This window comes from Brachymonas sp. KE5, assembly GCF_057773645.1.
The window spans coordinates 826122-851847 of record NZ_CM173463.1 but is presented as its reverse complement, the minus strand read 5'-3'; the positions used below and the strand labels follow the sequence as shown (position 1 = coordinate 851847).

Annotated in this window: 22 protein-coding genes; 10 read left to right on the top strand and 12 right to left on the bottom strand. The window is 64.9% G+C overall.

All coding sequences use genetic code 11. From position 1 onward, the window contains the following. Positions 1–7 precede the first annotated feature (7 nt). The gene (gene secA / locus ACX36O_RS04035) at positions 8–2797 is read right to left on the bottom strand and encodes a preprotein translocase subunit SecA (RefSeq protein ID WP_488360091.1); all 2790 of its coding nucleotides are present in this window, start codon (positions 2795–2797) and stop codon (positions 8–10) included. A 285-nt stretch (positions 2798–3082) separates the two neighbouring features. Between secA and ACX36O_RS04030 the strand changes: the two genes are divergently transcribed. Then, positions 3083–3394, top strand: a complete 312-nt coding sequence (locus tag ACX36O_RS04030) for a hypothetical protein (RefSeq protein WP_213359755.1) — start codon at positions 3083–3085, stop codon at positions 3392–3394. A 97-nt stretch (positions 3395–3491) separates the two neighbouring features. On the opposite strand, the gene ACX36O_RS04025 is transcribed toward ACX36O_RS04030, so the two are convergent. The 3 genes from ACX36O_RS04025 to ACX36O_RS04015 form a co-directional block, all read right to left on the bottom strand. Continuing rightward, positions 3492–4442, bottom strand: coding sequence for an alpha-E domain-containing protein (locus ACX36O_RS04025; protein ID WP_488360090.1), 951 nt, complete (start codon positions 4440–4442; stop codon positions 3492–3494). Positions 4443–4469: 27 nt separating this feature from the next. After that, a complete protein-coding gene (locus tag ACX36O_RS04020) occupies positions 4470–5909 on the bottom strand; it encodes a circularly permuted type 2 ATP-grasp protein (protein WP_488360089.1) in 1440 nt (479 codons plus the stop codon). 141 nt (positions 5910–6050) lie between these two features. Next, positions 6051–8600, bottom strand: coding sequence for a DNA internalization-related competence protein ComEC/Rec2 (locus ACX36O_RS04015; RefSeq protein ID WP_488360088.1), 2550 nt, complete (start codon positions 8598–8600; stop codon positions 6051–6053). A gap of 147 nt (positions 8601–8747) precedes the next feature. On the opposite strand from ACX36O_RS04015, the gene ACX36O_RS04010 reads away from it, so the two are divergent. The 3 genes from ACX36O_RS04010 (at position 8748) to ACX36O_RS04000 (ending at position 12798) form a co-directional block, all read left to right on the top strand. After that, positions 8748–11339: a circularly permuted type 2 ATP-grasp protein gene (locus tag ACX36O_RS04010; protein WP_488360087.1), complete on the top strand. Its 2592-nt coding sequence runs from the start codon at positions 8748–8750 to the stop codon at positions 11337–11339. A gap of 12 nt (positions 11340–11351) precedes the next feature. After that, on the top strand, positions 11352–12278 hold the full coding sequence (locus ACX36O_RS04005) for a transglutaminase family protein (RefSeq protein ID WP_213359744.1): 927 nt from the start codon (positions 11352–11354) through the stop codon (positions 12276–12278). Between the two features lie 61 nt (positions 12279–12339). After that, positions 12340–12798, top strand: a complete 459-nt coding sequence (locus ACX36O_RS04000) for a RidA family protein (RefSeq protein ID WP_213359741.1) — start codon at positions 12340–12342, stop codon at positions 12796–12798. 69 nt (positions 12799–12867) lie between these two features. Here ACX36O_RS04000 and ACX36O_RS03995 read toward each other — a convergent pair whose 3' ends face one another. From ACX36O_RS03995 to ettA, 3 genes are all read right to left on the bottom strand, one after another. After that, positions 12868–13725: a class I SAM-dependent methyltransferase gene (locus ACX36O_RS03995; protein WP_250130970.1), complete on the bottom strand. Its 858-nt coding sequence runs from the start codon at positions 13723–13725 to the stop codon at positions 12868–12870. 233 nt (positions 13726–13958) lie between these two features. Beyond that, the gene (locus ACX36O_RS03990) at positions 13959–14351 is read right to left on the bottom strand and encodes a hypothetical protein (protein WP_213359739.1); all 393 of its coding nucleotides are present in this window, start codon (positions 14349–14351) and stop codon (positions 13959–13961) included. 140 nt (positions 14352–14491) lie between these two features. Beyond that, on the bottom strand, positions 14492–16153 hold the full coding sequence (gene ettA / locus ACX36O_RS03985; protein ID WP_213359737.1) for an energy-dependent translational throttle protein EttA: 1662 nt from the start codon (positions 16151–16153) through the stop codon (positions 14492–14494). Positions 16154–16470: 317 nt separating this feature from the next. Between ettA and ACX36O_RS03980 the strand changes: the two genes are divergently transcribed. Next, the gene (locus ACX36O_RS03980) at positions 16471–18273 is read left to right on the top strand and encodes a DEAD/DEAH box helicase (protein WP_213359727.1); all 1803 of its coding nucleotides are present in this window, start codon (positions 16471–16473) and stop codon (positions 18271–18273) included. A 112-nt stretch (positions 18274–18385) separates the two neighbouring features. Here the strand turns inward: ACX36O_RS03980 and ACX36O_RS03975 are convergent, their stop codons facing one another. Further along, a complete protein-coding gene (locus tag ACX36O_RS03975; protein WP_213359725.1) occupies positions 18386–18697 on the bottom strand; it encodes an ArsR/SmtB family transcription factor in 312 nt (103 codons plus the stop codon). A 196-nt stretch (positions 18698–18893) separates the two neighbouring features. On the opposite strand from ACX36O_RS03975, the gene ACX36O_RS03970 reads away from it, so the two are divergent. Continuing rightward, a complete protein-coding gene (locus tag ACX36O_RS03970; protein ID WP_250130969.1) occupies positions 18894–19751 on the top strand; it encodes a hypothetical protein in 858 nt (285 codons plus the stop codon). Positions 19752–19841: 90 nt separating this feature from the next. Next, positions 19842–20249, top strand: a complete 408-nt coding sequence (gene gloA / locus ACX36O_RS03965) for a lactoylglutathione lyase (protein ID WP_213359723.1) — start codon at positions 19842–19844, stop codon at positions 20247–20249. A 133-nt stretch (positions 20250–20382) separates the two neighbouring features. Here gloA and ACX36O_RS03960 read toward each other — a convergent pair whose 3' ends face one another. After that, positions 20383–21015, bottom strand: coding sequence for an OmpA family protein (locus tag ACX36O_RS03960; RefSeq protein ID WP_213359720.1), 633 nt, complete (start codon positions 21013–21015; stop codon positions 20383–20385). A 127-nt stretch (positions 21016–21142) separates the two neighbouring features. Between ACX36O_RS03960 and pdxH the strand changes: the two genes are divergently transcribed. After that, a complete protein-coding gene (gene pdxH, locus ACX36O_RS03955) occupies positions 21143–21793 on the top strand; it encodes a pyridoxamine 5'-phosphate oxidase (protein WP_213359716.1) in 651 nt (216 codons plus the stop codon). A gap of 88 nt (positions 21794–21881) precedes the next feature. Here the strand turns inward: pdxH and msrA are convergent, their stop codons facing one another. Together msrA and ACX36O_RS03945 are read right to left on the bottom strand one after the other, a co-directional pair. Beyond that, a complete protein-coding gene (gene msrA / locus ACX36O_RS03950; protein ID WP_213359715.1) occupies positions 21882–22433 on the bottom strand; it encodes a peptide-methionine (S)-S-oxide reductase MsrA in 552 nt (183 codons plus the stop codon). Positions 22434–22446: 13 nt separating this feature from the next. Beyond that, a complete protein-coding gene (locus tag ACX36O_RS03945; RefSeq protein WP_213359713.1) occupies positions 22447–23004 on the bottom strand; it encodes a phospholipid:lipid A palmitoyltransferase in 558 nt (185 codons plus the stop codon). Positions 23005–23213: 209 nt separating this feature from the next. Here ACX36O_RS03945 and ACX36O_RS03940 point away from each other — a divergent pair, with 209 nt between their 5' ends. Together ACX36O_RS03940 and ACX36O_RS03935 are read left to right on the top strand one after the other, a co-directional pair. Further along, entirely contained in the window at positions 23214–23867 is a 654-nt protein-coding gene (locus ACX36O_RS03940) for a protein-L-isoaspartate O-methyltransferase family protein (RefSeq protein WP_213359711.1), read from the top strand. Positions 23868–23880: 13 nt separating this feature from the next. Then, a complete protein-coding gene (locus ACX36O_RS03935) occupies positions 23881–24240 on the top strand; it encodes a rhodanese-like domain-containing protein (protein ID WP_213359709.1) in 360 nt (119 codons plus the stop codon). A 38-nt stretch (positions 24241–24278) separates the two neighbouring features. Here ACX36O_RS03935 and ACX36O_RS03930 read toward each other — a convergent pair whose 3' ends face one another. Then, complete coding sequence (locus tag ACX36O_RS03930; protein WP_250130968.1) at positions 24279–25724, bottom strand: 3-deoxy-D-manno-octulosonic acid transferase; 1446 nt, start codon at positions 25722–25724, stop codon at positions 24279–24281. Between the last annotated feature and the right edge of the window lie 2 nt (positions 25725–25726).

The following is a 25726-nucleotide window of genomic DNA, read 5'->3' as shown; positions in this document are numbered from 1 at the left end:
GCGCCGATCAACTCAGCTTGCCATGGCACTGCTTGTACTTTTTGCCACTGCCGCAGGGGCAGGGATCGTTGCGGCCGACGCCGACGAAGGCTTCGGCCGGCATGTCGGCCAAGGCACCGGCCGCCAGCGCGGCGCCTGCCGCAGCCGGCGTGCTCTGCGGCTCGCCGCTTTCGTTCGGCGAGGTGTAGGTGATGTTAATGTAGCCGCCGCCATCGCTGGGCAGCGCGGCCTCGGCCGCCTCGTCCAGCTGCTCGGGCGATTCGATGCGCACGTTCATCAGGATGCGTGTGACGTCGTTCTTGATGGCGTCCAGCATCTGGCCGAACAGCTCGAAGGCCTCGCGCTTGTATTCCTGCTTGGGCTGCTTCTGCGCGTAGCCGCGCAGGTGGATGCCCTGGCGCAGGTGGTCCAGCGCGCTCAGGTGCTCGCGCCAGTGCGTGTCCATGCTCTGCAGCAGCACGGCACGCTCGAAGTTGACGAAGTGCTCCTCGCCCACCAGGTCGAACTTGGCCTTGAAGGCGGCATCGGTTTCCGCCAGCACTTTCTCGAGGACCTCTTCGTCGGTGATGCTGTTGGACGCCTCCACCATGCCGCGCAGGTTGATGTCCAGACCCCAGTCGTCGGCCAGCGCCTTTTCCAGGCCGGCCAGATCCCACTGTTCTTCCATGCTCTGCTGCGGCACGAAACTGTGCACCAGATCGGTGAAGCTGCTCTGGCGCAGGCCGTCGATCTGCTCCTGCAGGCCGATGGATTCGAGCACCTCGTTGCGCTGACGGTAGATCACCTTGCGCTGTTCGTTGGAGACGTCGTCGTATTCGAGCAACTGCTTGCGGATGTCGAAGTTGCGGGCTTCCACCTTGCGCTGGGCGCTTTCGATGGAGCGCGTGACCATACCGGCCTCGATCGCTTCGCCTTCGGGCATTTTCAGACGGTCCATGATGGCGCGCACGCGGTCGCCGGCGAAGATGCGCATGAGTTGGTCGTCGAGGCTCAGGTAGAAGCGGGACGAGCCCGGGTCGCCCTGGCGGCCGGAACGGCCACGCAGCTGGTTGTCGATGCGGCGCGATTCGTGGCGCTCGGTGGCGATGATGCGCAGGCCGCCCAGTTCCTTGACCTTTTCGTGGTCGGATTGCCAGTTGGCGCGCAGATCCTCGATGGTCTTCTGCTTGGCGGCATCGTCCAGGCTGGCGTCGTTCTCGACGGCAGCGATCATCTTCTCCAGGCTGCCACCCAGCACGATGTCGGTACCACGGCCGGCCATGTTGGTGGCGATGGTGATCATGTGCGGACGACCGGCCTGCACCACGATCTCGGCTTCGCGCTCGTGCTGCTTGGCGTTGAGTACCTGGTGCGGCAAGCCAGCTTCCTTCAGCAGGCCGGAGATGATCTCGGAGTTTTCGATCGAGGTGGTGCCCACCAGCACCGGCTGGCCGCGCTCGTAGCACTCGCGGATGTCGTCGATGGCCGCCTTGTATTTTTCGGGCGTGGTCTTGTAGACGCGGTCGAGCTGGTCGATGCGCTGGCTCGGTCGGTTGGGCGGAATCACCACAGTTTCCAGACCGTAGATTTCCTGGAACTCGTAGGCTTCGGTGTCGGCCGTGCCGGTCATGCCGGAGAGTTTGGCGTACAGGCGGAAGTAGTTCTGGAAGGTGATGGAGGCCAAGGTCTGGTTCTCGGCCTGGATCGGCACGCCCTCTTTGGCTTCGACGGCCTGGTGCAGGCCATCGCTCCAGCGGCGGCCGGCCATCAGGCGGCCGGTGAATTCGTCGACGATGACGATTTCGGGGCCGTTTTCGCCCTGCTGCACCACGTAGTGCTGGTCGCGGTGGTACAGGTGGTTGGCACGCAGCGCGGCGTACAGGTGGTGCATCAGGCTGATGTTGGCCGGGTCGTAGAGCGAGCTGCCTTCGGGCAGCAGGCCCAGCCTGGCCAGCACTTCCTCGGCGTGCTCGTGGCCCTGCTCGGTCAGGTAGACCTGGTGCGCCTTTTCATCGACGGTGAAGTCGCCGGGGGTGATGACGCCTTCGCCCGTGACCAGGTTCTCTTCGCCTTCCTGACGCGTGAGGTAGGGCACCACCTGGTTCATGGCGCGATACATCTCGGTCTGGTCTTCGGCCTGGCCGCTGATGATGAGCGGGGTGCGCGCCTCGTCGATCAGGATGGAATCCACTTCATCGACGATGGCGTAGTTGAGCGGGCGCTGCACGCGCTCGGCCACTTCGTACACCATGTTGTCGCGCAGGTAGTCGAAGCCGAATTCGTTGTTGGTGCCGTAGGTGATGTCGGCGGCGTAGGCTTCCTGCTTGAGGTTGCGCGGCATCTGCGGCAGGTTCACGCCCACCGTCAGGCCCAGGAAGTTGTACAGGCGGCCCATCCATTGCGCATCGCGGTTGGCCAGGTAATCGTTCACGGTGACCACATGCACGCCGTTGCCGGACAGGGCATTTAGGTAGACCGGCAGCGTTGCAGTGAGCGTCTTGCCCTCGCCGGTGCGCATTTCGGCGATCTTGCCTTCGTGCAGCGCCAGACCGCCAATCATCTGCACGTCGAAGTGGCGCATCTTCATGATGCGCTTGGAGGCTTCGCGCACCAGGGCAAAGGCTTCGGGCAGGATGGCGTCCAGCGTTTCGCCCTTGGCGACGCGCTCGCGGAATTCCGCGGTCTTGGCAGGGATCTGCTCGTCGGAGAGCTGCTCGAAGTCCTTTTCGAGCGCATTGATGCGCGCGACCGTCTTGCGGTACTTGCCCAGCAGGCGATCGTTGCGGCTGCCGAAGATTTTGGTCAGGATGGTGGCCATGCATTCACACTGCCGCCCGGGGGCCGCCGCCGGGGCGGGAGCTGCAGGACGGGCAGTGTCCTTGTAGTTTGTTGGGTGTTGAGGCGGATTCCGGTTCAACAGATAGGGGCGGTGCGGGCAATCTCAACTGCACGATGCTGCACCGCGTCAACCCGGGATCGGCAATCGCCCATTCTACTATCCGGCTTGGTTACAGATGCAGCAATGCCCCGTCGCAATCGATTGCATCTGTGCGCATTTGTGAAAAGCGGCCGCCCTGCCCTGCAGCGCAACGATAATGGCGCCATGCAACGCAGACACCAAGCCATCCGCCTGGAACAGGCCGCCGAAGAGGCGCCGGTGCTGGGCACGCTGATGCAGCGGCTGCGCCACGCGCAGGACTGCGGGCGCTGCATCACGCCCTTGATTCCGCCCATGCTGCGCGCGCATATCACTTTTGGCGTGGTGGAGGATGGGGAATGGTGCCTGATCGTCTCGGGCAATGCGGTGGCAGCCAAGGCACGGCAGTTGCTGCCGATCTGGCTCAAGCAGCTCAGGACGCAGGGATTCGAGGTGCAGCATATCCGCTTGCGGATGAAGGGCAGTTTGCAGAACTGATTGCGCTCCGGGGATGCATGGTCCCGGAGCACGAACGCAACGCCGACACGCAAAGCCGTAATCCCGCCATGCGCGACGCGCCGGCTCACCGCGCTGTCTAGTAGAGGAACTCGTCCGTAATCACCTGCCCCAGTTCGTGGATGCGCTCCAGGAAGCGCGTGAGGTAGCTGTGCAGGCCGGTTTCCAGGATGTCGTGGATCTCGCCGTATTGCAGCTCGGACTGGATGCGCCCAGCCAGGCGACGGGAGGGGCTGCTGAGGGTTTTCGCACCGATGCGGTCGAGGTTGGTCAGCACCTCGTCCATGCTGGCCAGCAGCGACCGCGGCATGTCCGGGCGCAGCATCAGCAGCTCGGCCACGCGGTCGGGACGGATCACGTCGCGGTAGACCTTGCGGTACACCTCGAAGGCCGAGACACTGCGCAGGATGGCGCTCCAGTGGTAGAAGTCCAGCTCTTCCTGGTCCACCAGATCACTGACGTGGAATTCCTTGTCGCGGGCGTGGAATTTCACGTCCAGCAGGCGTGCGGTGTTGTCGGCGCGCTCCAGAAAGGTACCGAGGCGCAGGAACCACAGCGACTGGTCCATCAGCATGGTGCCCAGCATCACGCCGCGGGCGAGATGCGAACGGTCCTTCACCCACTCGAAGAAACGGCTGGGGTCATCGGTGAGGATGTCGGTTTTCAGCATGGCCTGCGCCTCGATCCAGGTCTGGTTGTAGGTTTCCCAGACTTCGGTGGTAAGCTGGCCGCGCACGGCGCGGGCGTTCTCGCGCGAGGCCTGGATGCAGGCGATGATGGAGGACGGGTTGTCGGCATCGGCGGCCATGAAGGCAATGATGCTTTCGGGCCGGATATCGTCATGCCGGCGGCGGTAGGCCGGCAGCAGCTCGCAGATGGAGAGCAACCCCTCCCAGCCCTGCTCGGCCTGCGCGGCAGAAATCGGCAGCATGCCGGTCTGGCAGTTGACGTCCAGCATACGGGCGGTGTTTTCGGCGCGCTCGATGTAGCGGGCCATCCACAGGAGGTGATCGGCAGTGCGTGACAGCATGGCTTCCCTTTCTTGCTGTTGTGTGGCTCAGAGCACCCAGGTGTCCTTGGTGCCGCCGCCCTGGGAGGAGTTGACGACCAGCGAACCTTCCTTCAGTGCCACGCGCGTCAGGCCGCCGGCCACCATCTGCACTTCCTTGCCGCAGAGCACGAAGGGGCGCAGATCGATATGGCGCGGAGCCACGCCGCTGTCGACGAAGGTCGGGCAGGTGGAAAGGCTGAGCGTGGGCTGGGCGATGTAGCGCTCCGGGTGCTGCTGCAGCACGGCCCGGAATTCCTCGATTTCGGCCTTGCTGGCGGTGGGACCGATCAGCATGCCGTAGCCGCCGGCCCCATGCACTTCCTTGACGACCAGTTCATCGAGATGGTCCAGCACGTAGCGCAAGTCGTCCGGCTTGCGGCAAAGCCAGGTTGGCACGTTGGCCAGCAGCGGCTTTTCGCCGAGGTAGAACTCGATCATCTGCGGCACGTAGGGATAGATCGACTTGTCATCGGCAATGCCGGTGCCGATGGCGTTGCAGATGGCGACGTGGCCGGCGCGGTAGACGTCCATCAGGCCGGCGCAGCCCAGGGTGGATTCCTTGCGGAACACGCGCGGGTCCATGAAATCATCATCGATGCGGCGATAGATCACGTCCACGCGCTGCGGGCCCTGCGTGGTGCGCATGTAGCAGAAGCCGTCCTTGACGAACAGGTCCTGCCCCTCCACCAGTTCCACGCCCATCTGTTGCGCGAGGAAGGCGTGCTCGAAATAGGCGCTGTTGTACATGCCCGGGGTGAGCACCACGACCACCGGGTCGGAAACCGCGGCGGGAGCGCTCTGGCGCAGGGTTTCGAGCAGCAGGTCGGCGTAATGCGCCACCGGCGCCACCTTGTGCGACTGGAACAGTTCCGGACACAGCCGCATCATCATCTTGCGGTTTTCCAGCATGTAGCTCACGCCGCTGGGCACGCGCAGATTGTCTTCAAGCACGAAATACTGGCCCTCTTCCTCGCCGTGGGTGGCACGCACCACGTCGATGCCGCTGATGTGCGAGTAGACGCCATTGGGCACGCTGACGCCGATCATCTGCTGGCGGAACTGCGCGTTGCCGAGCACCTGTTCGGACGGGATGATGCCGGCCTTGAGGATGGCCTGCTCATGGTAGACGTCGTGCAGGAAGCGGTTGAGGGCGGTAACCCGCTGCGCCAGGCCGGCCTGTAGGCGGTCCCACTCGGCAACGGGGATGACGCGGGGAAGCAGGTCGAAGGGGATCAGGCGCTCGCCGCCGGTGCCGTCCTCGTCCTTGTCGCCATAGACGGCAAAGGTGATGCCGACGCGGCGAAAGATCAGTTCCGCCTCTTCGCGCAACGATTGCAGATCCTGCGGGGTCTGTTGCCGCAGCCATTGGGCATAGGCTGCGTAATGGTCCCGTACCGGCGCCAGGTCGTAGGGCACGAAACGGTACATCTCGTCGAAGGCAGGCATGCAGGATCTCCCCGGGCTTGTTGTTCTGTTGTACAGCATAGCAAGCTGCGGGGATTCCGTGTGTCGGAATGCATGCCGAGTGACGGGAGCGTCGTCCCAGCGCGTGCAGGCGGGCAACCGGTAGGTACACCATGCTTCGCCTCACGTATTCCCAGTGCCGCCTTGAGGAGCCTGCTGACGGACGGCGGGCAAGGGCACATCGTGCTGCCAGTAGCGGCGGTGCTGTTCACGCTCGCAGACGATCTGGTTGCTGCTGGAACGCCACCAGCCGGCGCCGCACTGGTCGGTCTGAACGATGGTGGTGCCCTGTGCCATCAGGCGTTGGAGCACGGAGGCGTGCGGGTGACCGTAGCTGTTGCGGTAACCATGCTGGATCAGCGTCCAGCGCGGCTGCACGGCCTGCAGCCATTCAAGACTGGTGGACGTGTCGCTGCCATGGTGGGCGGCCAGCAGCACATCGGATTGCAAGCGGCTTGCAGGCAGGATTTGTGCCAGCCGTAGCTCCTGCTCCACCTCGATATCCCCCGCCAGCAAGGCACTGCGTCGCCCGTTGCTGATGCGCAGCACGCAACTGCTGGCATTGGTGTTCGCTTCCGTGATGGCAGCGCCTGCAGCGGGATGCAGGACTTCGAAACGTACTCCCTCCCATTCCCACTGCTGGCCGGCCTGGCAGGTCGTGACGCCCGGGCTGGCATGCAGGGGATGCGCCGGAGGCAGCGAGCCCATGACCCGCGCCTGCGGCCGGGCCTGCAACACGGCAGGGGCGCCGCCAGCATGGTCGTTGTCGGCATGGCTGAGCACCAGTTGGTCGAGCCGCTCGTCCAGCGCCGCAAGCAGCGGCACCAGGATGCGCTGCCCCGCATCGCTGCGTTCGCTGTGCCGGGCTCCGGTGTCGTACAGCAGGCTATGGCCAGCCGTGCGCACCAGCACGGAGCTGCCCTGGCCGATATCCAGCATCAGCAGCTCGAACTCTCCGCTGGCCGGCCGTACCGATTGCCACAGCAGCACCGGCGCCAGCCAGAGCAGGCCCTGCCAGCGCCAGGCAAGCGGCAACCGCGCGGCCAGCAGTATGCCACCACCCAGTCCGGCCATGCCTGCCCATAGCGGCGCCAGCGCTGCCCCGTGCATTGCCCACGGCCAGCTGGCCATCCATTCGAGAATGGCGTTCATCATCTGCAGCAGGTCCGCCGCCAGCAGCCACAGAGGGGGCAGCAGCACGCCAAGCAACGCCAGCGGCGTGACCAGCAGGGTCACCAGCGGCACCGCCAGCATGTTGGCGGCAACGCCGGCGATGGAGAACTGGCCGAACATCAGCATCGCCAGCGGCGTTAGGGCCAGCACCACCACCCATTGCTGGTGCAGAAAGGCCCGCACCGTCTGCCAGACACGCCCGCGCCAGCCGGCTGCCGGTGCCTGCTGCGCCTCGCCGGTGATGAACAGCATGGCAACCGCGACGAAACTCAGCCAGAAGCCCGGCTGCAGCAATGCCCAGGGATCAAGCAGGGTCACGGCCAGCGCTGCCATGGCCCAGATCGCATGCCATGGCCACTGCCGCCCTCCTCCGCGCAGCACGGCCACCACCAGCAGCATGCAGACCGTGCGCTGGGCCGGCACGCCCCAGCCGCTGAACCAGGCATACAGCAGTGCAAACAGCACGCCACCCCACAAACCGGCCAGCGGCGCCGGCAGCCAGAGGCACAAGGGCCAGCCCCGGCGTGCGCTGCGTCGCCAGGCCCATCCGACCAGGCCTCCGGCCAGCCAGGCAAACATCGTCACGTGCAGCCCGGAAATGCTCATCAGGTGCGCCACGCCGGTGCGCCGGAAAATATCCCAGTCCTGACGCTCGATGGCTGCCTGATCGCCCATCACCAGCGCTGCCAGCACACCGGCGACACGCTGGCGCTCTCCGGCATCGGCTCTGTCCTTCTGCGCGGGTGCCACGTAGGCCAGCAGCCGCTCACGCACCTGCAGGCGCACGCCGTCCATGGCGAGGTCGATGCGGTACCACGGTGCCGCTGCCAGTCGCGTTACCGCAGCATCTTCCGGTCTGACCAGCACCTGCCCGTTGGCACCGACACCCTGCTGCCACATCCAGAGCTCCAGATCAAAGCCGAAAGGGTTGCGGTTGCCGTGCGGCTGGCGCAGACGCACGGGAAATTCCCAGCGTTCGCCGGGGCTGACGCAACTGGCGCATGCCCTGCCGGCGGCCAGGGTCGTATCCCGGTTGCGGGCGGCACCGTTGCTTGCAATGGCACCAGCGCCACCGTTGCCGTTGCCGTTGCCGTTGCCGTTGCCGTTGCCGTTGCCGTTGCCGTTGCCGTTGCCGTTGCGCCAGCTTAACGCGACCAAAGTCGGCACCTGCACAACCTGCCCGCGCCACGTGGCCTGCTCCACCTCCAGCTGAAACCGGGCCCCATCCGCCTGCCACTGCGGCAGGCCCGCGATTGTGCCACGCACCAGCAGCTCCTGCCCTTCCAGAGCCCCGGACAGACGGTTGTCCACCGACGCTGCCGCGCGCCAGCCTGTCGATGCAAACGCCAGCAGGCCAATCGCGCCATACAGCCACCACGGCGAACGCAACAGGCCCTTCATCTGTCCCACTGCCAGCATCAACCCGCCAACGACCAGCAGCCCGTACCAGCTTTGCGTCCACAGCGACGGCTGCTGCAGTTGCACCGCAATGCCAATCACCCAGGCCAGCCCCGCCAGCGTGATTGATCGCCGCCGTGCTTCTTCATCATGAAAAATATAATTCTTATGTATTAATTTTTGTACCATGTGCGCATGGTAACGCCTTGAGAGACATGTAGAGCCCCATTCGCCCGTAGACTTGCCCGCATGATTGGGACATCCGCGCCGCTCAACCCGCCCGCCCCGCCTACTGCCGGAGACTGCGGCAGCAGCCCCGTGCCCGTTACGCCCGCCGGCTTCGATCAGAGCGCCGCCGCACCAAGCCACTTCGACGAACTCCGGGGCTCGGCATCCTCCGATACCCCCTTGCCGCTCACGCCGGACTGGCAGCGCTTTTTCAGTGCCTTGCCCGATGCGAGCCCCGCAGCGCTGGACCTGCACCAGGCCCGTCTGCAGCGTCTGATCCGCGACAACGGCATCAGCTATACCGCCCAGGGCAACATGCCCGCCACCCTGCGACCCTGGGAACTGAACCTGTTCCCCCTGCTGCTGCGTCACGAAGAATGGCAGCACCTGGCCGCCGGCATCCGGCAGCGCATGCAGCTGCTGGAGAAGGTGATGGCCGATGTCTACGGCCCGCAGACCCTGATGCAGCAAGGCTGGCTGCCCCCGGCGCTGATCCAGGGCCACCCCGGCTATCTGCGCCCCATGCACGGCATCGTCCAGCAGCGCTATCTGCACATCGCCGCCTTCGACCTGATCCGCGACCACGCCGGCTTGTGGTGGCTGATGGCGCAGCGGACGCAGGCACCCTCCGGCTTGGGTTATCTGATTGAAAATCGCCATGTAATGCGCCAATTGTTCCCGGAAGGGTTCAATCAGCTCAAGGTAGCGACAATCACAGAAGCCTATCGCATCTTCCTCGACACCTTGCGGCAGCAGTGCCAGCCCCTGGTGGAAGACGGTGCAGCGCCTACCCTGGTCCTGCTTACTCCCGGCGCCCACAGCAAGACCTGGTTCGAGCAGGCCTATCTGGCCCGTTATCTGGGATTGACACTGGTGCAGGGTCACGACCTGACCGTGCGCGGCAACAAGCTCTACCTCAAGACCCTGCACGGACTGGTGCGCGTGCATGGCATGCTGCGTCGCGTGGACGACAGCTGGATGGACCCGCTGGAACTCCGTCCCGAATCACGCGAGGGCATCCCCGGCCTGCTGCAGGCCATGCGTGCCAGCCAGGTCATCGTGGCCAACAGCCCGGGCAGCAGCTTTCTGGAATCCCCCGCCCTGCAGGGCTTCCTGGCACCACTGGCGCGCCATGTGCTGGGCGAACCGCTTGCCATCCCCGCCCTGCCTACCTGGTGGTGTGGCGAGGCAGCCGTGCGCACCGGCGCTGAACAGCAGCTGCACGATTACGCCATCAAGCCAACCTATTCGGGCAGTGAGCTGCATGACAGTTTCCCCACGCGCCTGGGCCGCGAACTCGACGCCGAGGAACTTGAGCAACTCCGGAGCGACATGCGTAACCAGGGCGACGATTTCACCCTGCAACATTACGCCCCCCTGTCGCAGATGCCAGCCTGGGTCCACAGCGAGAATCGGCAAGAGGGATATCCGGCGATGCGCTCCCTGGTGCTGCGCCTGTTCGCCCTGAGCGACGGCGAGGGCTGGCGTGTGCTGCCGGGCGGCATGGCCCGGCTGGCGGCTGGCGATGATTCCATCATGTCGATGCAAAATGGCCGCAGCAGCGCCGACGTCTGGGTCACTGGAAGCATCAACCCCGCCATCGCGCAGCCACCCCGGGATCACGCAAGCGAACCGGAGCGCATCGTGAGCCGCACGGCCGAAAACCTGTTCTGGCTTGGCCGCTACACCGAACGCGCAGAAAACGCCGTACGCCTGCAACTGCTCACGCTCGACAGTCTGCAGCAACTCGACCGTCCCGGACCTGCCCTGCGCCATTGGCTGCGGCAGCTGCTGCTGGACCAGCAGCTCGTCAGCAGCGAAACTCCTGCGGATCTGCCGGACGAACAGCTGGCCCGCGAACTGATGCGCCAGTGGCAGGACCGGGGCTGCGCCGCACAAGGCAATATCGCGTCAATGGCACGCACCGCCGCCGAGCTGCGCGGGCAACTGCCCCACCAGCACTGGCATCTGGTGCAGGAAGCCGAAACGCACATGCGAGCCTTGCGCACCGACAACGGCGAACAGCCAGGCCACTCCCCCATGGATCTGGCCAGCCAGCTGCACCAGCTCAGCCACGCCATGGCGGCCGTCACCGGCGTACAGCTCGACCGCCTACAGCGCGATGCCGGCTGGCAACTGCTGATGCTGGGCCGCTGGATCGAGCGCCTGAGCTTCGTGGCCGGCGCACTGCTGCCAGCCAGCACCTCCGGCACCCCGCTGGACGGCCAGACGGCCGCCACCCTGACGGCGCTGTTCGACCAGCACCTGCAGCAGCCCCGCATGCAGTCGTTCGGCCCACCGGCGGCAGAAGCCTGGCACACCCTGACCGGCAGTACGCGCCATCCCCGCTCGCTGCGCTGGGTGCTGGAGCAGATCAGCATCACGCTGCAAGCCTTGCCGCCATTGCCTTTTTCACCGGCGGTGCCCGACAGTGTCCCGCTCGCGCAGCAGATCGACTCCCTGCAGGCCAGCCTGCAGCAAGCTGCCAGCGCCCCGTCCGAGTCGTCGCACCTCCTGCGCCAGTGCATCCAGCTGGCCATGATGCTCACGGACGACATCACACGCACCTATTTCCACCCGGCCGACCCCGCCACCCACAGCGTGGGCGCCTGACAATCCACACCCATGCTGCTCCGCATCACCCACCAGACCCGCTACGGCTACACCCCCGCCGTGCAGCACGCCCAGCACATGGCCTGGCTGCAACCGGTCAGCACGCCCTGGCAGCAATTGCTGGATTTCCAGCTGCAGGCCGATCCCGCCCCCGCCAGCATGGACACCAGCACCGACGTGTTCGGCAACCAGCGCTGCCACTTCTCCATCGAGCAGCCGCACGAGGCGCTCACAGTCACCGCGCGCAGCCTGGTACAGACGGCAGCGCCCCCCATCCGCTTCAGCCACGCCACCTGCGCGCAGGTGCGCGAGCAGTTCGCCTACCGCGCCGGCCAGCAATTCAGCCAGGCTGCAGAGTTTCTCTACCCCTCGCCCTACGTCGCCCGCGAGCCGGCCTTTGTCGACTATGCTGCCCCCTCGCTCAGCCCCGACCGTTGCCTGTTCGAGGCGTGCATTGAACTGACCGCACGCATCCATGCCGATTTCCGCTACGACCCGCACAGCACCGACCTGCACACCCCGGCCCTCACCGCGCTGGAGCAGCGCTGCGGCGTCTGCCAGGATTTTGCGCACATCATGCTCGCCTGCCTGCGCGGACTGGGCCTGCCGGCCCGCTACGTCAGCGGCTATCTGCTCACGCAACCGCCGCCCGGCCAGCCCCGTCTGATCGGCGCCGACGCCTCGCATGCCTGGGTCTCGGTCTTCCTGCCGGATGCCCATGGCGAACAGGCGCTGGATGCGGGCGGCATCCAGCAGCACGGCCTGTGGTGCGATTTCGACCCCACCAACAACCGCTTCGGCTGGGGCACGCCCGGAGAAGACTACGTCACCGTCGCGATCGGCCGCGACTTCGGCGATGTCACGCCCCTGCGCGGCGTGCTGCACGGCGGCGGTCATGGCCACACGCTGGACGTCGGCGTGACGGTAGAGCCCGTCTGAAGCCTCGCCACGCGCGCCTACAATCGCAGTCATCCCGCCAACCCCAGAGAAGGAAACCACCATGTCCGACGTCTACGCCCAGCTCACCGCCCTCGACATCACCCTGCCCCCGGTCGCCGTGCCGGCCGCCGCCTACGTGCCCTTCGTGCAGACCGGTAACCTGATCTTCCTGAGCGGCCATATCGCCAAGCGGGACGGCCAGGTCTGGACCGGCCAGCTCGGCAAGGACATGGACACCGCCACCGGCGCCCAGGCCGCGCGTGCCGTCGCGGTAGACCTGCTCGGCACCCTGCAGGCCGCCACCGGCGACCTCAACCGCATCAAGCGCGTCGTCAAGGTGATGAGCCTGGTCAATTCCACGCCCGAATACACCGAGCAGCACCTGGTCACCAATGGCTGCAGCGAACTGATCGGCCAGGTGTTCGGCAACACCATCGGCGCCCACGCGCGCAGCGCCTTCGGCGTGGCGCAGCTGCCGCTGGGAGCCTGCGTCGAGATCGAGATGATCGTCGAGGTGTAAGCCCTCCAGACGCAGCAAAGGGTGGCAGTTCACAGTGCCACCCTTTTTTTGTCCGCATGCCGGAACCGCTTATTCCACGCTCAGCACATACATCGCATAGAACGGCATGCCCGCCATGAAGGTGAATCCGGCGCTGCACATGGCATTGGCCCAGTCGTAGCCAGCCATGATGTCCATGCTGTCGATCAGGCAGAAGCGCTCGTGCGCCTGCTCCAGTTCGTCCGCGCGCTTGAGGCCCCACTTGATGCTGGCGCCCGTGTTGCGCAGCGAGGGATGCCAGAAGGCGCTGCCGGTCGCCAGCACGCTGAAGGCATCCAGCACCAGCAGCGAGCCGGCGGGCGCATAGGCACCGATGGTGTCCAGCACGCCGCGCATCTGTCCGGCGGACAGGTACATGCTCACGCCTTCCAGCAGCAGGAACAGCGGCTGGCCCTGGCGACGCGGCAGGCGCAACTGGCGCCACCAGTCCTCGGCCGTCAGGTCCACCGTGACGGTCTGCTGGCGTGCGTTGAGCGGAGGCAGCAAGCGGTCACGCAAGGCCACCACTTCGGGCAGGTCGGCATCCGTCATGCGCGTGCTGCCGTTGTCCAGCCACTGGAAATACTGGCTCAGCCCGCAACCGATGTTGACGAAGTGCGCTTTCGGATAGTCGCGCATGAAGCGCTGCGCCTGCTCGCGGATATAGCGCGTGCGGGCCAGCACGCCCCACATGCTGTAGCAATCGCCGACCCAGCGGCTGCCGTCATCGCCAATGGCAGCCAGCGTGGCGGCGGCGTAACGATCGTGCACGGCCATTTGCGGGAACATCCGGTCGCCCAGGGCGCGCCCGGCCAGTGGAATGCGCAAGGTGGAGGGAATGGCCTCTAGAGCATCGGCAGCCGCCACCAGCGGCTCGATCCGATGCGGCCGAATGGCTGTTGTATCCATGGCTCGCATGCTTGTGAGTGCAGACACGGCATCCGCACTTTGTCTCCTTGGTGACATAGTACCCGCGCTTGCCAGAAACGCACAAACCTTCTGGTGATAACGCAGGAAAAACATCAGCTATTTCAACACGTTACGAACGGGCGTGCGTTTTTTCGAGCTATTGCGAACACTGAAACGGAGTCATGCAGGAAGATTGCATTGTTCCATTTCTGTACGTCATTTTAATGACGTTCTCAGGTCTGTCCCATGGCACGCCAGGTCGGAATGCAGTGCGCCGCCAGCGCGGTAATCCACGGCGGACAGTCCGGATCGAAAGCCAGCCCGAAACGCGGGCTCACCACGAATCCGCCCCGCTCGAATGCCGCCGCATCGTGCCGGCGCACATGATCGGCCAGCCGGGCAAACGGGATCAGTTCATCACCCAGATAGAGCAGCGGCGAACGCCGGGTGATTTCCTCCAGCCGGCCGTTGTCCTGGAATCGCACGATCAGGTCCCCATAGTCCAGCTCGTTCAGCCCCACGTTGTTGCCCTGTGCGGCACGCGGACGGCCATAGTGCGCCAGCACCTGTTCGCGTGTGGCGGTGAAGGGAATGGCATCGGCCAGGAAATAGGGAATCAGGCGCATGGTGCTGCCAGCCTACCACCACCAGGTGTCAGGGCTTGTCATGACTGGTAACACCACGGTGCAACACCGGGATACAAAAAAGCGGAACAGACCCGCAAGCCTGCTCCGCTCCTGTTCGAATCCGGCAACCGGTTTCGGGATTACTTCAGCGCCTTGTAACGCACACGCTTGGGCTTGGCACCCTCTTCACCGAGACGCTTGATCTTGTCGGCTTCGTACTCCTGGTAGTTGCCGTCGAAGAATACCCACTGCGAATCGCCTTCTGCCGCCAGAATGTGCGTGCAGATGCGGTCCAGGAACCAGCGGTCGTGGCTGATTACCATCACGCTGCCGGCAAACTCCAGCAGCGCGTCTTCCAGCGCACGCAGGGTTTCCACGTCCAGGTCGTTGGAGGGCTCGTCCAGCAGCAGCACGTTGCCGCCCTGCATTAGCGTCTTGGCCAGGTGCAGGCGCCCACGCTCACCACCGGACAGCATGCCGACCTTCTTCTGCTGGTCGCCGCCGTTGAAGTTGAAGCGGCCGCAGTAGGCACGGCTTGGCATCTGGAACTTGCCCACGGTGATGATGTCCAGGCCGCCGGAGATGTCTTCCCACACGGTCTTGTCGTTGGCCAGGTCATCGCGGTGCTGGTCGACAAAGGCCATCTGCACGGTCTTGCCGATCTTCACCTCGCCGCTGTCCGGCTGCTCCAGGCCGGCCACCAGCTTGAACAGCGTGGACTTGCCCGCGCCGTTCGGGCCGATGATGCCGACGATGGCACCCGCCGGTACCTTGAAGCTCAGATTGTCGATCAGCAGGCGGTCGCCAAAGGACTTGCTCACATTGGTGAACTCGATCACCTCGGTGCCCAGACGCTCGGCCACCGGAATGAAGATTTCCTGCGTCTCGTTGCGCTTCTGGTATTCGTAGTCACTCAGTTCCTCGAAGCGGGCCAGACGCGCCTTGCTCTTGGCCTGACGGCCCTTCGGGTTCTGGCGCGCCCATTCCAGTTCCTTCTTCATGGCCTTGGTGCGGGCGTCTTCGGTGCGCTGCTCCTGTTCCAGACGCGCTTCCTTCTGCTCCAGCCAGGTGCTGTAGTTGCCCTTGTAGGGAATGCCGTGGCCACGGTCCAGTTCCAGGATCCACTCGGCGGCGTTGTCGAGGAAGTAGCGGTCGTGCGTGATGGCCACCACGGTGCCCGGGAAGCGCTGCAGAAAGATTTCCAGCCACTCCACCGATTCGGCGTCCAGGTGGTTGGTGGGCTCGTCCAGCAGCAGCATGTCGGGCTTGGAGAGCAGCAGCTTGCACAGCGCCACACGGCGTTTTTCACCACCGGAGAGTTTGCCGATCACGGCCTCCCAGGGCGGCAGGCGCAGTGCGTCGGCAGCGATCTCGAGCTGGTGTTCGCTGTCGGTGCCGGCCGCGGCAATGATGGCCTCCAGCTTGCCCTGTTCTTCACTCAGCGCGTCGAAGTCGGCGTCCGGCTCGGCATAGGCGGCGTAGATTTCTTCCAGGCGGGCGCGGGCGTCGTTGACTTCCTTCATCGCCTCTTCCACCGCCTCGCGCACGGTGTGCTCGGGGTTGAGTTGCGGCTCCTGCGGCAGGTAGCCGATGTCCAGCCCCGGCATCGGGGTGGCTTCGCCTTCGATTTCCTTGTCGATGCCGGCCATGATCTTGAGCAGCGTGGACTTGCCCGAGCCGTTCAGGCCCAGCACACCGATCTTGGCGCCGGGAAAGAAGCTGAGCGAAATGTCCTTCAGGATCTGGCGCTTGGGCGGCACGATCTTGCTGACGCGATTCATGGAATAGACGTACTGGGCCATGGATTTTCCTTGTAATACGGATGAGGTGGCAGCCGCCACACCCTGTGCGGGCGGGCTGTTTCGGGCTGCAATTGTCAAAAATTTACGCTTGCTGGCAAATTTCTTTGCCCTCCATTATCCCAGCATGCGACAATACTTGCTGTTGCCACCACCAGTGCATGGCAACACCAGCATTTTGCTGCATGCCGCGCCCACGGTTTTCACACCGGCCCGGCTTCTCTGGAAACTCCGTTGGCTTCTCACTGGTTCTGCGCCGCCTGCCTAGCAGCAGCCGCAAACAGCCAACGCCATTGCACCTTGCAAGGTGCTCCTCTCGCATGAATTTTGAAGACCTGCAACTGGCGCCAGCCATTGTTTCTGCTGTGCGCGATCTCGGCTACGAGACGCCGACCCCCATCCAGGTCGAGGCCATTCCCCTCGTCCTCGCCGGCAACGATCTGCTCGGCGGTGCCCAGACCGGCACCGGCAAGACCGCGGCCTTTACCCTGCCCATGCTGCAGCGCCTGAGCGAAGGCACCCCCGCCGCGCGCGGCCAGGTGCGTTCGCTGGTGCTCTGCCCCACGCGTGAACTCGCTGCCCAGGTGGAAGAATCCGTGCAGCAGTACGGCAAGAACCTCAAGATGACGTCTGCCGTGATCTTCGGCGGCGTCGGCATGAACCCGCAAATCCAGCGCCTGCAAAAAGGCGTGGACGTGCTGGTCGCCACCCCCGGCCGTCTGCTCGACCTGCATGGCCAGGGCGCGCTCGACCTGAGCCAGGTCGAAATCCTGGTGCTGGACGAAGCCGACCGCATGCTCGACATGGGCTTCATCCATGACGTGAAGAAGGTGCTGGCCCTGCTGCCGGCGCAAAAACAGAGCCTGCTGTTCTCCGCCACCTTCAGCGACGAGATCCGCGATCTGGCCAGCCGCCTGCTGCATGATCCAAAACAGGTGCAGGTGACGCCGCGCAACACCACGGTGCAGCGCATCACGCAGGTGATCCACCCGGTGGGCCGCGCCAAGAAGAAGGCGCTGCTGGCGCACATCATCCAGGAGCGCAACTGGAGTCAGGTGCTGGTGTTCACCCGCACCAAGTTCGGCGCCAACCACGTGGCCGAATACCTGAACAAGAACGGCATCACCGCCATGGCGCTGCACGGCAACAAGAGCCAGACGGCACGCACGCAGGCCCTGGCCGGCTTCAAGAGCGGCGACATCCGTGCGCTGGTGGCCACCGACATCGCCGCCCGCGGCATCGACATCGACGACCTGCCGCACGTGGTGAACTACGAGATCCCGAATATCTCCGAAGACTATGTGCACCGCATCGGCCGTACCGGTCGCGCCGGCGCCAGCGGCGAAGCCGTCAACCTGGTCTGCATGGACGAGGAAGGCTTCATGCACGCCATCGAGAAATTCACGCGCCAGCAGATTCCGGTGCAGTTCATCGAGGGCTTCGGCCCGGATGAAGGCGAAAAGGCCGAGCCGATCGCCATGGGTCGCCAGACCCTGTGGGGCGGTGCCGGCAAGCCGCCGGGCCGCGAGGTAATGGCTGCCGCCGCCAAGGCCGCGCGCCAGGAGATGATGCAGCGCATCCGCGAGAACAAGGCCGGCAAGCCGCAAGGCGGCCACCGCAAGCCGGTGGCCCAGGCCGCTTCCCGCGCTGCGGGGCATGATGCCGAAACCGATCCGGCCGATCTGACGGACCAGGACAATCGCCCCGCACAGGACGGCCAGCGTCCCGAAGGCCAGGAGCGCACGCGTCGCCGTCGCAACCGCTTCCGCAGCGGTGGTGGTGGCCAGCGCAGCGAGGGCCAGGGCGAAGGCAATGCGCCCTCCATGCAGGAGCGTGCACCGCGCGCGCCGCGCCAGAACCAGGGACAAGGCCAGGGTGGCAACCGCAACAACAACGGCCAGCGTCGTCAGGGCCCGCGCCATGGCGGTGGCGAAGCCCAGCCGCGCAGCCACGAGAGCGCGCCCTTCCGCCTGCACGACTTTGGCGTGCCGCGCAGCCAGGGCAACGGCGGCCAGCCCGATCCGCTGCGCACCAGCGTGGACAGCATCCGCCGCAGCAACCGTACTTCCGGCAACAAGCGCGGCGGCAACCGCGGAGGCGGTGGCAACTACGGCGGCTGGTAAGCCAGCCTGACAGCCTGCGCCGAGCTGGCGCAGGCGCAATCAATGCATCACGGCTGGAATTTCCGGCCGTTTTTGCTGTCTGCCTGCTGCAGCAGGCAAGGAAAATCGTGGCTCAGCAGCTGCAGTACATGCCGTACAGCGTCTCGAGCAGACGCTGTGCGCGCTCATCCACCACGCGGTAGATGATCTGCTTGCCCTCCCGGCGCGTCTGCACCAGACCTTCGTTGCGCAACACGCCCAGTTGCTGGGACAGGGTCGGCTGCCGGATCCCGAGCAGGGTTTCCAGTTCGCCTACGGATTTCTCGCCCTGGCTGAGCTGGCACAGCAGCAGCAGGCGGTTTTCATTGGCCAGCACGCGCAACATCTGGGTAGCCTCTTGAGCCGCCTGTTGCATATGGCCCATGTCAATGATGGGTGCAGTCATCGGATGGTAACTTTCTATCGAACCTGCAGATTATCCCCTGCCCACGGGGGTTCGCAAGAGGGGCAACCCCGATAGCCCTTGCCGCATATCAACTGCGTCAACATCCGTTTACACCTTTGCACCTTCGGTGACCCACGGTGCGCACCAATGGGCGAGAATGGTCAGAAAATTGTCAGCCCAATTCAAGGAGCCTGCCATGCCAGTCACCCATTCCCGTCCCCTGTTCCGCCTGCGCCAGCCCCTGCTCGCCGCCTTGCTCCTCGGCGGCCTGGCCGCAACCCAGCAGGCCAGCGCCGTCGGCAACACCATGGATGTGCAGGTGATCGACCGCAACACCGGCCAGGCGTTGCCCGTCTACACGCACCAAGGCGAATACTGGGTCGCCGGCCAGCCAGGGGCACGCTACGCCATCGGCGTGCGCAACCTGCAGGGACGGCGCGCGCTGGCCGTCATGTCGGTGGATGGCGTCAACATCGTCACCGGCCAGACTGCCAGCACGCTGCAGGACGGCTACGTGTTCGACCCGCACCAGTACAGCGAGATTGCCGGCTGGCGCAAGAACCTGAACGAAATCGCCGCTTTCCACTTCACTCAGCCGCGCCACTCCTACGCCAGCCGCACCGGGCGGCCCGATGACATCGGCGTGATTGGCGTGGCCGTGTTTCCCGAACGCCGGCCGGTCTATCCACCGATCCGCCCTTGGCCACGCGCCACGCCCGAGCGTGGCGAAGCCCCGGCCGGCTCGCTGCGCGGTCAGGACAGCGCTGCCGCAGAGGCCTCCCGCCCGGGTACCATGCCGCCGCTGCGGGACGAGGCGCGCACCCAGGCCTCTCCCGGCCTGGGCACCGGGCACGGCGAGCGTGAATCGTCAGAGGTGAGCACCACGCGCTTCGTGCGCGCCAGCACCACGCCGGCTGAAGTCATCCGCATCCGCTACGACAGCCTGGCCAACCTGCGCACCCGCGGCATCATCCGCCCGTGGGAACCGCCACGCCCCGCAACCCCGCAGCCCTTCCCGGCAGACAGCGGCTTTGTACCGGATCCGCCACGCTGAGGCATGCCGTGGATGTCAGTCAGGGATATGGCACACTTGACCGTGCGCGCTCCGGCGCACTTTCCCAATCCCTGACCTGACCTTCATCCCATGCGAATCCTCCACACCATGCTGCGTGTCGGCAATCTGCAGCGCTCCATCGATTTCTACACCCAGGTACTGGGCATGCAGTTGCTGCGCACTGCGGACAACCCCGAATACCAGTACACGCTGGCCTTTCTCGGCTTCGAAGCCAACCCGGCCCAGGCCGAGCTGGAACTGACCTACAACTACGGCACCGAAAGCTACGACATGGGCACCGCCTATGGCCATCTGGCCATTGGCGTGCCGGACGTATACGCCGCCGTCGAGAAAATCCGCGCAGCCGGCGGCACCATCACGCGTGAAGCCGGGCCGGTCAAGGGTGGCACCAGCGAAATAGCCTTCGTGCAGGATCCGGACGGCTACAAGGTGGAACTGATCCAGCGTGCCGGAACCGCGGGCATGGACAAGTTCTGATCCACCCAGTCCCACGGCGCCTACCTGCTGATCCAGCAAAAAGCGCCCCAAGGTTCTGCAACCTTGGGGCGCTTCGTTCATTTCAGCATCCCTGACCAGCACTGCGCAAGCCAGGGATCCAGATGAAAACCGATCAGTCGATCTTCACGTCCACGCGACGGGCTTCGGGATCGTTGCCCTTGCTGTCGGGCATGATTTCGGGCTTCTTCAGGTCGATGCTGCTTTCGGCAACGCCTTCGGCGACCAGGGCATCACGCACGGCAAAGGCACGCTGCTTGGCCAGCTCGGCATTCTTGGCCGGATCGCCCGTGCTGTCGTGGTAGCCGCTCAGCACCAGCTTCTTGCCGGCCTTGGCAGCAGCCACGGCATCCGCCAGGGCTTCCTTGGCACCGCCGGCCAGTTCGGCCTTGCCGCTGGCAAAGTAGAAGCGCACCACGCCGTCCACCACCTTCACGCTGGCTTCGTCGGCACCGGCCTGGGCGGCAGCGCCCTGATCAGCAGCGGACGCAGCGCTGCCGGAAGCAGCGGCAGAGCCGGAGGCGGCATCGGATGCTGCATCGGAAGCGGCCACGGCTGCGGAAGCGGCGTCAGCGGCTGCCACGGCGCTGGCACCCAGGGAGGCAGCGCCATCCTTCTTGCCAAACACGCCGGCACGCGACATGCCGAAACCGACAGCCAGCGCAATCGCCAGCAGCACAACGGCGCCGATCAGGAAACCGACGACCGTCTTCTGTTCGCGGTCGTCATCATTGATGTTGAAAGCCATGTTTGCTCCAGTAGGGGATGGTATGGAAAGAAAAAATCCTGCCCACAGGCAACGAAACCAGTCCGGCACCTGTGCTATCGCCGGCTATTGTAAAGTATCAGTGTCTTACGCCTCCTTACAACACCCCATGAACACCGGCCACCCCGATATCGCCCATCTGCGCAAAAGCTACGAACGCGCCGAACTCAACGAAAACGCCTCGCATGCAGATCCGATGCAGCAGTTTGCGCAATGGCTCGATGAAGCCTTCAAGGCCCAGGTGCCCGAACCCAATGCCATGACCCTGGCCACCGTCGGCAACGACCTGCGCCCCAGCACCCGCGTGGTACTGATCAAGGGCTACGACGAGCGCGGTATCACCTGGTTCACCAACTACCAGAGCCGCAAGGGCCGCCAGCTGGCCGGCAACCCGTTTGCCGCACTGCAGTTCCACTGGGTCGAACTCGAACGCGTGGTGCGTATCGAGGGCCGCGTGCACAAGGTGGCCGACGAGGAAAGCGATGCCTACTTCCAGTCGCGCCCGCTGGACCACCGCATCGGCGCCTGGGCCAGCCCGCAGAGCGAAGTCATCGAGGGCCGCACCGAACTGGTGACGGCGGCCGCGCGCTATGGCGCCCAGTTTCTGCTGCAGCCGCCACGCCCGCCGCACTGGGGTGGCTTCCGTCTGGTGCCGGACCAGTGGGAATTCTGGCAGGGCCGCAAAAGCCGCCTGCACGACCGCCTGCGCTACCGACAGCAGGCGGATGGCAGCTGGCTGCGCGAGCGCCTGGCGCCCTGAGTTCCCCCGATCGAACAGCGAGTTCCGGCCTTCCGCTTTTCGCTGGCTGTGCTGCAGCGCATGCAGACGGGCGCACGCGCCGGCCCGACTAGCGCTGCCAGCCGGCAAACACCTGCCGGAATTTTTCCACCTTGGGCGCCACCACCATGGCGCAATAGCCCTGGTGGGGATGCTGGTTGAAATAGTCCTGGTGATAGTCTTCCGCGCGCTGGTAATCCTGAACCAGCGCGAGTTCGGTCACGACCGGACGGTCGTAATGCCTGCGCGCCAGCTCCACCCAGGCCCGGACCTCGTTCAACTGTGCTTCGCTGGCGCAGTAGATACCGCTGCGGTATTGCGTACCGACGTCCGCACCCTGCCGGTTCAGGCTGGTGGGATCATGCACGGTGAAGAAGATCGCCAGGATCTGTTCCAGCGCAATCTCGCGCGGGTCGAACTCCAGCCGCACCACTTCGGCGTAGCCAGTGGTGCCGCTGCATACCGCCTCGTAGTCCACCGTTCGACCGTCGCCATTGGCGTAGCCGTTCTCCACGGACAACACGCCACGCACCTGCTGGAATACCGCTTCCATGCACCAGAAGCAGCCGCCAGCCAGCCAGATCACCGAGGTTTCCGGAACTTGTTGCGTTTGCTCTGCCATGGCGTTCATCTCCTCAGAATGCGTATCGGCCCATTACAAACGCGATATTGCCATAGCGCCGCCCATCGGTCCTGCCGCCAGGGATATAGGTCGCATACAGCGAGAAATCGCCATAGCCCAGCTCCACCACCGGAAGCACGCCGGGAAACGGCAGGTAGCGATGGAAGTGCCTGCGTGCGGTGACGAAGGCGGTGTAGCCTAGGCCGGCGAACAGCCCGCCAGACTGCATGCGCCAGGTCTGAAGATAGCCTGCGATGGGCTGCACATCGCCCTCGGAATCGCGGAAGGCCAGGGCATAGAAGCTGTAATGGCTGGAACCGTCCGGCGTCAGGGCGCTGCCACCCACGCCCAGGCCCAGCGGTCGTTCGCTCAGCAGCGCCCGCTCCTCCGGGCTGTACACGCTGCGGTTGTGCCAGGCGTAGAGCGGCAGGTACAGATCCACCTTGCCCCGCTCGCCGCCCGTTTCGGCCCAACGGCTGGATACGGCCCCGGCTGCGCGTTGCAGCAGGGAGTCGGCGTGCGCCGCAGCAGGCAGCATGCACAGCAGGCAGGTCAGGACAAATCGGTTCATGCGGGGCTTTGGGAAAGGACTGCCAATGCAGCAGCGTGGGTGCAAATGTTGCGAAACGCATATGACAGTTTCGAGACACCCTTTTTGGTGATGCCCCCGTGCTGCGGTGCGCTGCAGCATGCCAAGACGGATTCGACCGTATCCCACGTTAAAATAAGTAAATTCGTCTGTACAACCTGCGCCGCACAAGCGCACATGCCGGAGCAAGCATGAACATCGAACAAGCCCGTTTCAACATGATCCAGCAGCAAATCCGCCCCTGGAACGTGCTGGATGACCAGGTTCTGGAACTGATGGAAGAGGTCAAGCGGGAAGATTTCTGTCCGCCCGAACACCGTGACCTGGCCTTCATGGATCTGGAAGTGCCGATCGGCCACGGTCAGGTGATGCTGGCCCCGCGCGTGCAGGCGCGTCTGGTGCAGGATCTGCAACTCAAGCCCACCGACAAGGTGCTGCAGATCGGTACCGGCACCGGCTACATGACGGCTCTGCTGGCCCGTCGCAGCCAGCAGGTGCTGGCCTTCGAAACCCGTGCCGAACTGGTCAAGCAGACGGTGGACAACCTGCGCAATGCCGGCATCACCAACGTGGACGTGCGCCATGGCGATGGCCTGGCCGGTGCCTTGGCCAACGGCCCCTTCGATGCCATCGTGCTGTGCGGTTCCGTCCCTGCCATCCCGCATGAACTGCAGGACAAACTCAGCAACGGCGGCCGCCTGATCGCCGTGGTCGGCCACGAGCCGATGATGCACGTCAACCTCGTCACGCGCGTCAACTCCGGCACCTTCGACACCACCAAGCCTTGGGACGTGATCATTCCGCGTCTGGAAGGCTTCCCCGAAACGCCGCGTTTCCGCTTCTGATTCCGGCACCGTCATGGTTGCTGAACTGGCGCCGGCCCAGGTTGCTGACTGGGCCGAGCAGATGCGTGCCGACGGCCTGACGCCGTATGTGCTGGATGTGCGTGAAGACTGGGAACGCGAGGCCGCCCATGTCGAACAACAGGCGGCTGCCCAGGGATTCGTGCTGCTGACCGAGCCAATGTCGCGCCTGGGTGCTGCGCTCGACCGCCTGCCCGACGATCCGGACACCCCGCTGGCCTGCCTCTGCCACCATGGCGTGCGCAGCTACCATGTGGCACATTTCCTGCACCAGCAGGGGCATGATGCGATCTGGAACATCACGGGCGGGATTGATGCGTGGGCGACGGTGGATCCGGCAATTCCCCGCTACTGAAGGACGCACATCCCGGCCGGCACGTCTTCCGATGCGTGCTATCGCCTCGTGCTCAGCCAGCCGAGCGCATGGATATCCTGCACGATGCGCTGGGCCGCTCCCTGGTGCTGCTGGCTGAAAAGCAGCGCTGCGCTGCGCATGGCGGATAGCTTGTTGCCAGAGGCTGCTGCTTGATCCGCACCGATGGCTGAGGCTTCTGCGCCAACTGCGGGGACTTCCACACCATGCACTGAAGCTCCTGCCCCCACCAGCCCAAGTGCTGTCTGCACGGCATCCGCCATGTCCCCGCAGCGCAAGGCCGCACCGACTCCGATGGCCTGCTCGCTGGCCTCGGCAAAGTTGAAGGTATGCGGCCCCAACAACACAGGGCAGCCGCAGGCACAGGCCTCGATCAGGTTCTGGCCACCCAAAGGCTCGAAACTGCCACCCATCAGCGTGAGATCGGCCAGCGCGTAATAGAACACCATCTCGCCCATGCTGTCGCCGAGCCAGACGGCAGGAGCGCCTCCATCTTGAGCCGAAGCCACATGCAGTTCATTCGCTGCGCCCGCATGAATGCCCCACGCGCTGCGTCTGCTCACATTCCAGCCGGCTTGCTCCAGCATCGCCGCCACCTCATCGAAGCGTTGCGGGTGGCGTGGCACCAGCAGCCACTGCACGGCTGTCCGCTGCTGCTGCGGCAATCCCGCCAAGGCCTCGATCCAGAGCCTTTCCTCACCCTCCCGGCTGCTGGCCAGCATCACGACCGGCGTCGCGGCCTGCCCAGCAGACCGCAAGGCGTCGTCCCGCGCGGCACGCAGCTGGTGTCCCAGCTCCAGTTGCTGCGGATCAGGCCGGGCATCGAACTTGAGATTGCCAGTGACGCGAATGTCGCGCACCCCCAACTGCAGCAGGCGTTCCGCATCGTCGGCGGTTTGCGCATAGGCCACGCGCAACAGGCCGTAGATTTTCCGGGCGAGTGACTCGAAACGCAGCGACTGGCGCAAGGTCTTCTCGCTCATGCGGGCATTGGCCAGCACCACGGGAATGCCCGCCGCATCACAGGCTGCGAGCATTTCCGGCCAGATTTCCGTTTCCATCAGCAGGCCAAGGCGGGGACGGAAGGTTTCGACAAAGCGTCGCGTGGCGGCGCGGCTGTCCCACGGCAGCCACACATGCATGTCACCAGGCTGCAGCAGCTTCTCCCCTTCCTGCCAGCCGGTCGCCGTACCGTTGGTCAGCAGCAGGCGCATGCCCGGCATGGCGGCGCGCAGGGCCTCGATCAACACCGCAGAAGCCCGGGTTTCACCCAGCGACACGGCATGCAGCCAGACCCATTCGCCCGCATGTGCCCGCGCAGCCTGTACTTCCTCATCCGTGTACTCGGCAAAGCGCTGGTGCACGGCATGCAAATACAGGGGCTCCTGCTCTCCGCGCCGGCGCAGCTTGCGCAGCAGCAACGGACGGCCCAGGGCCATGGCGACGCGATAAAGAGAAAGCAGCATGC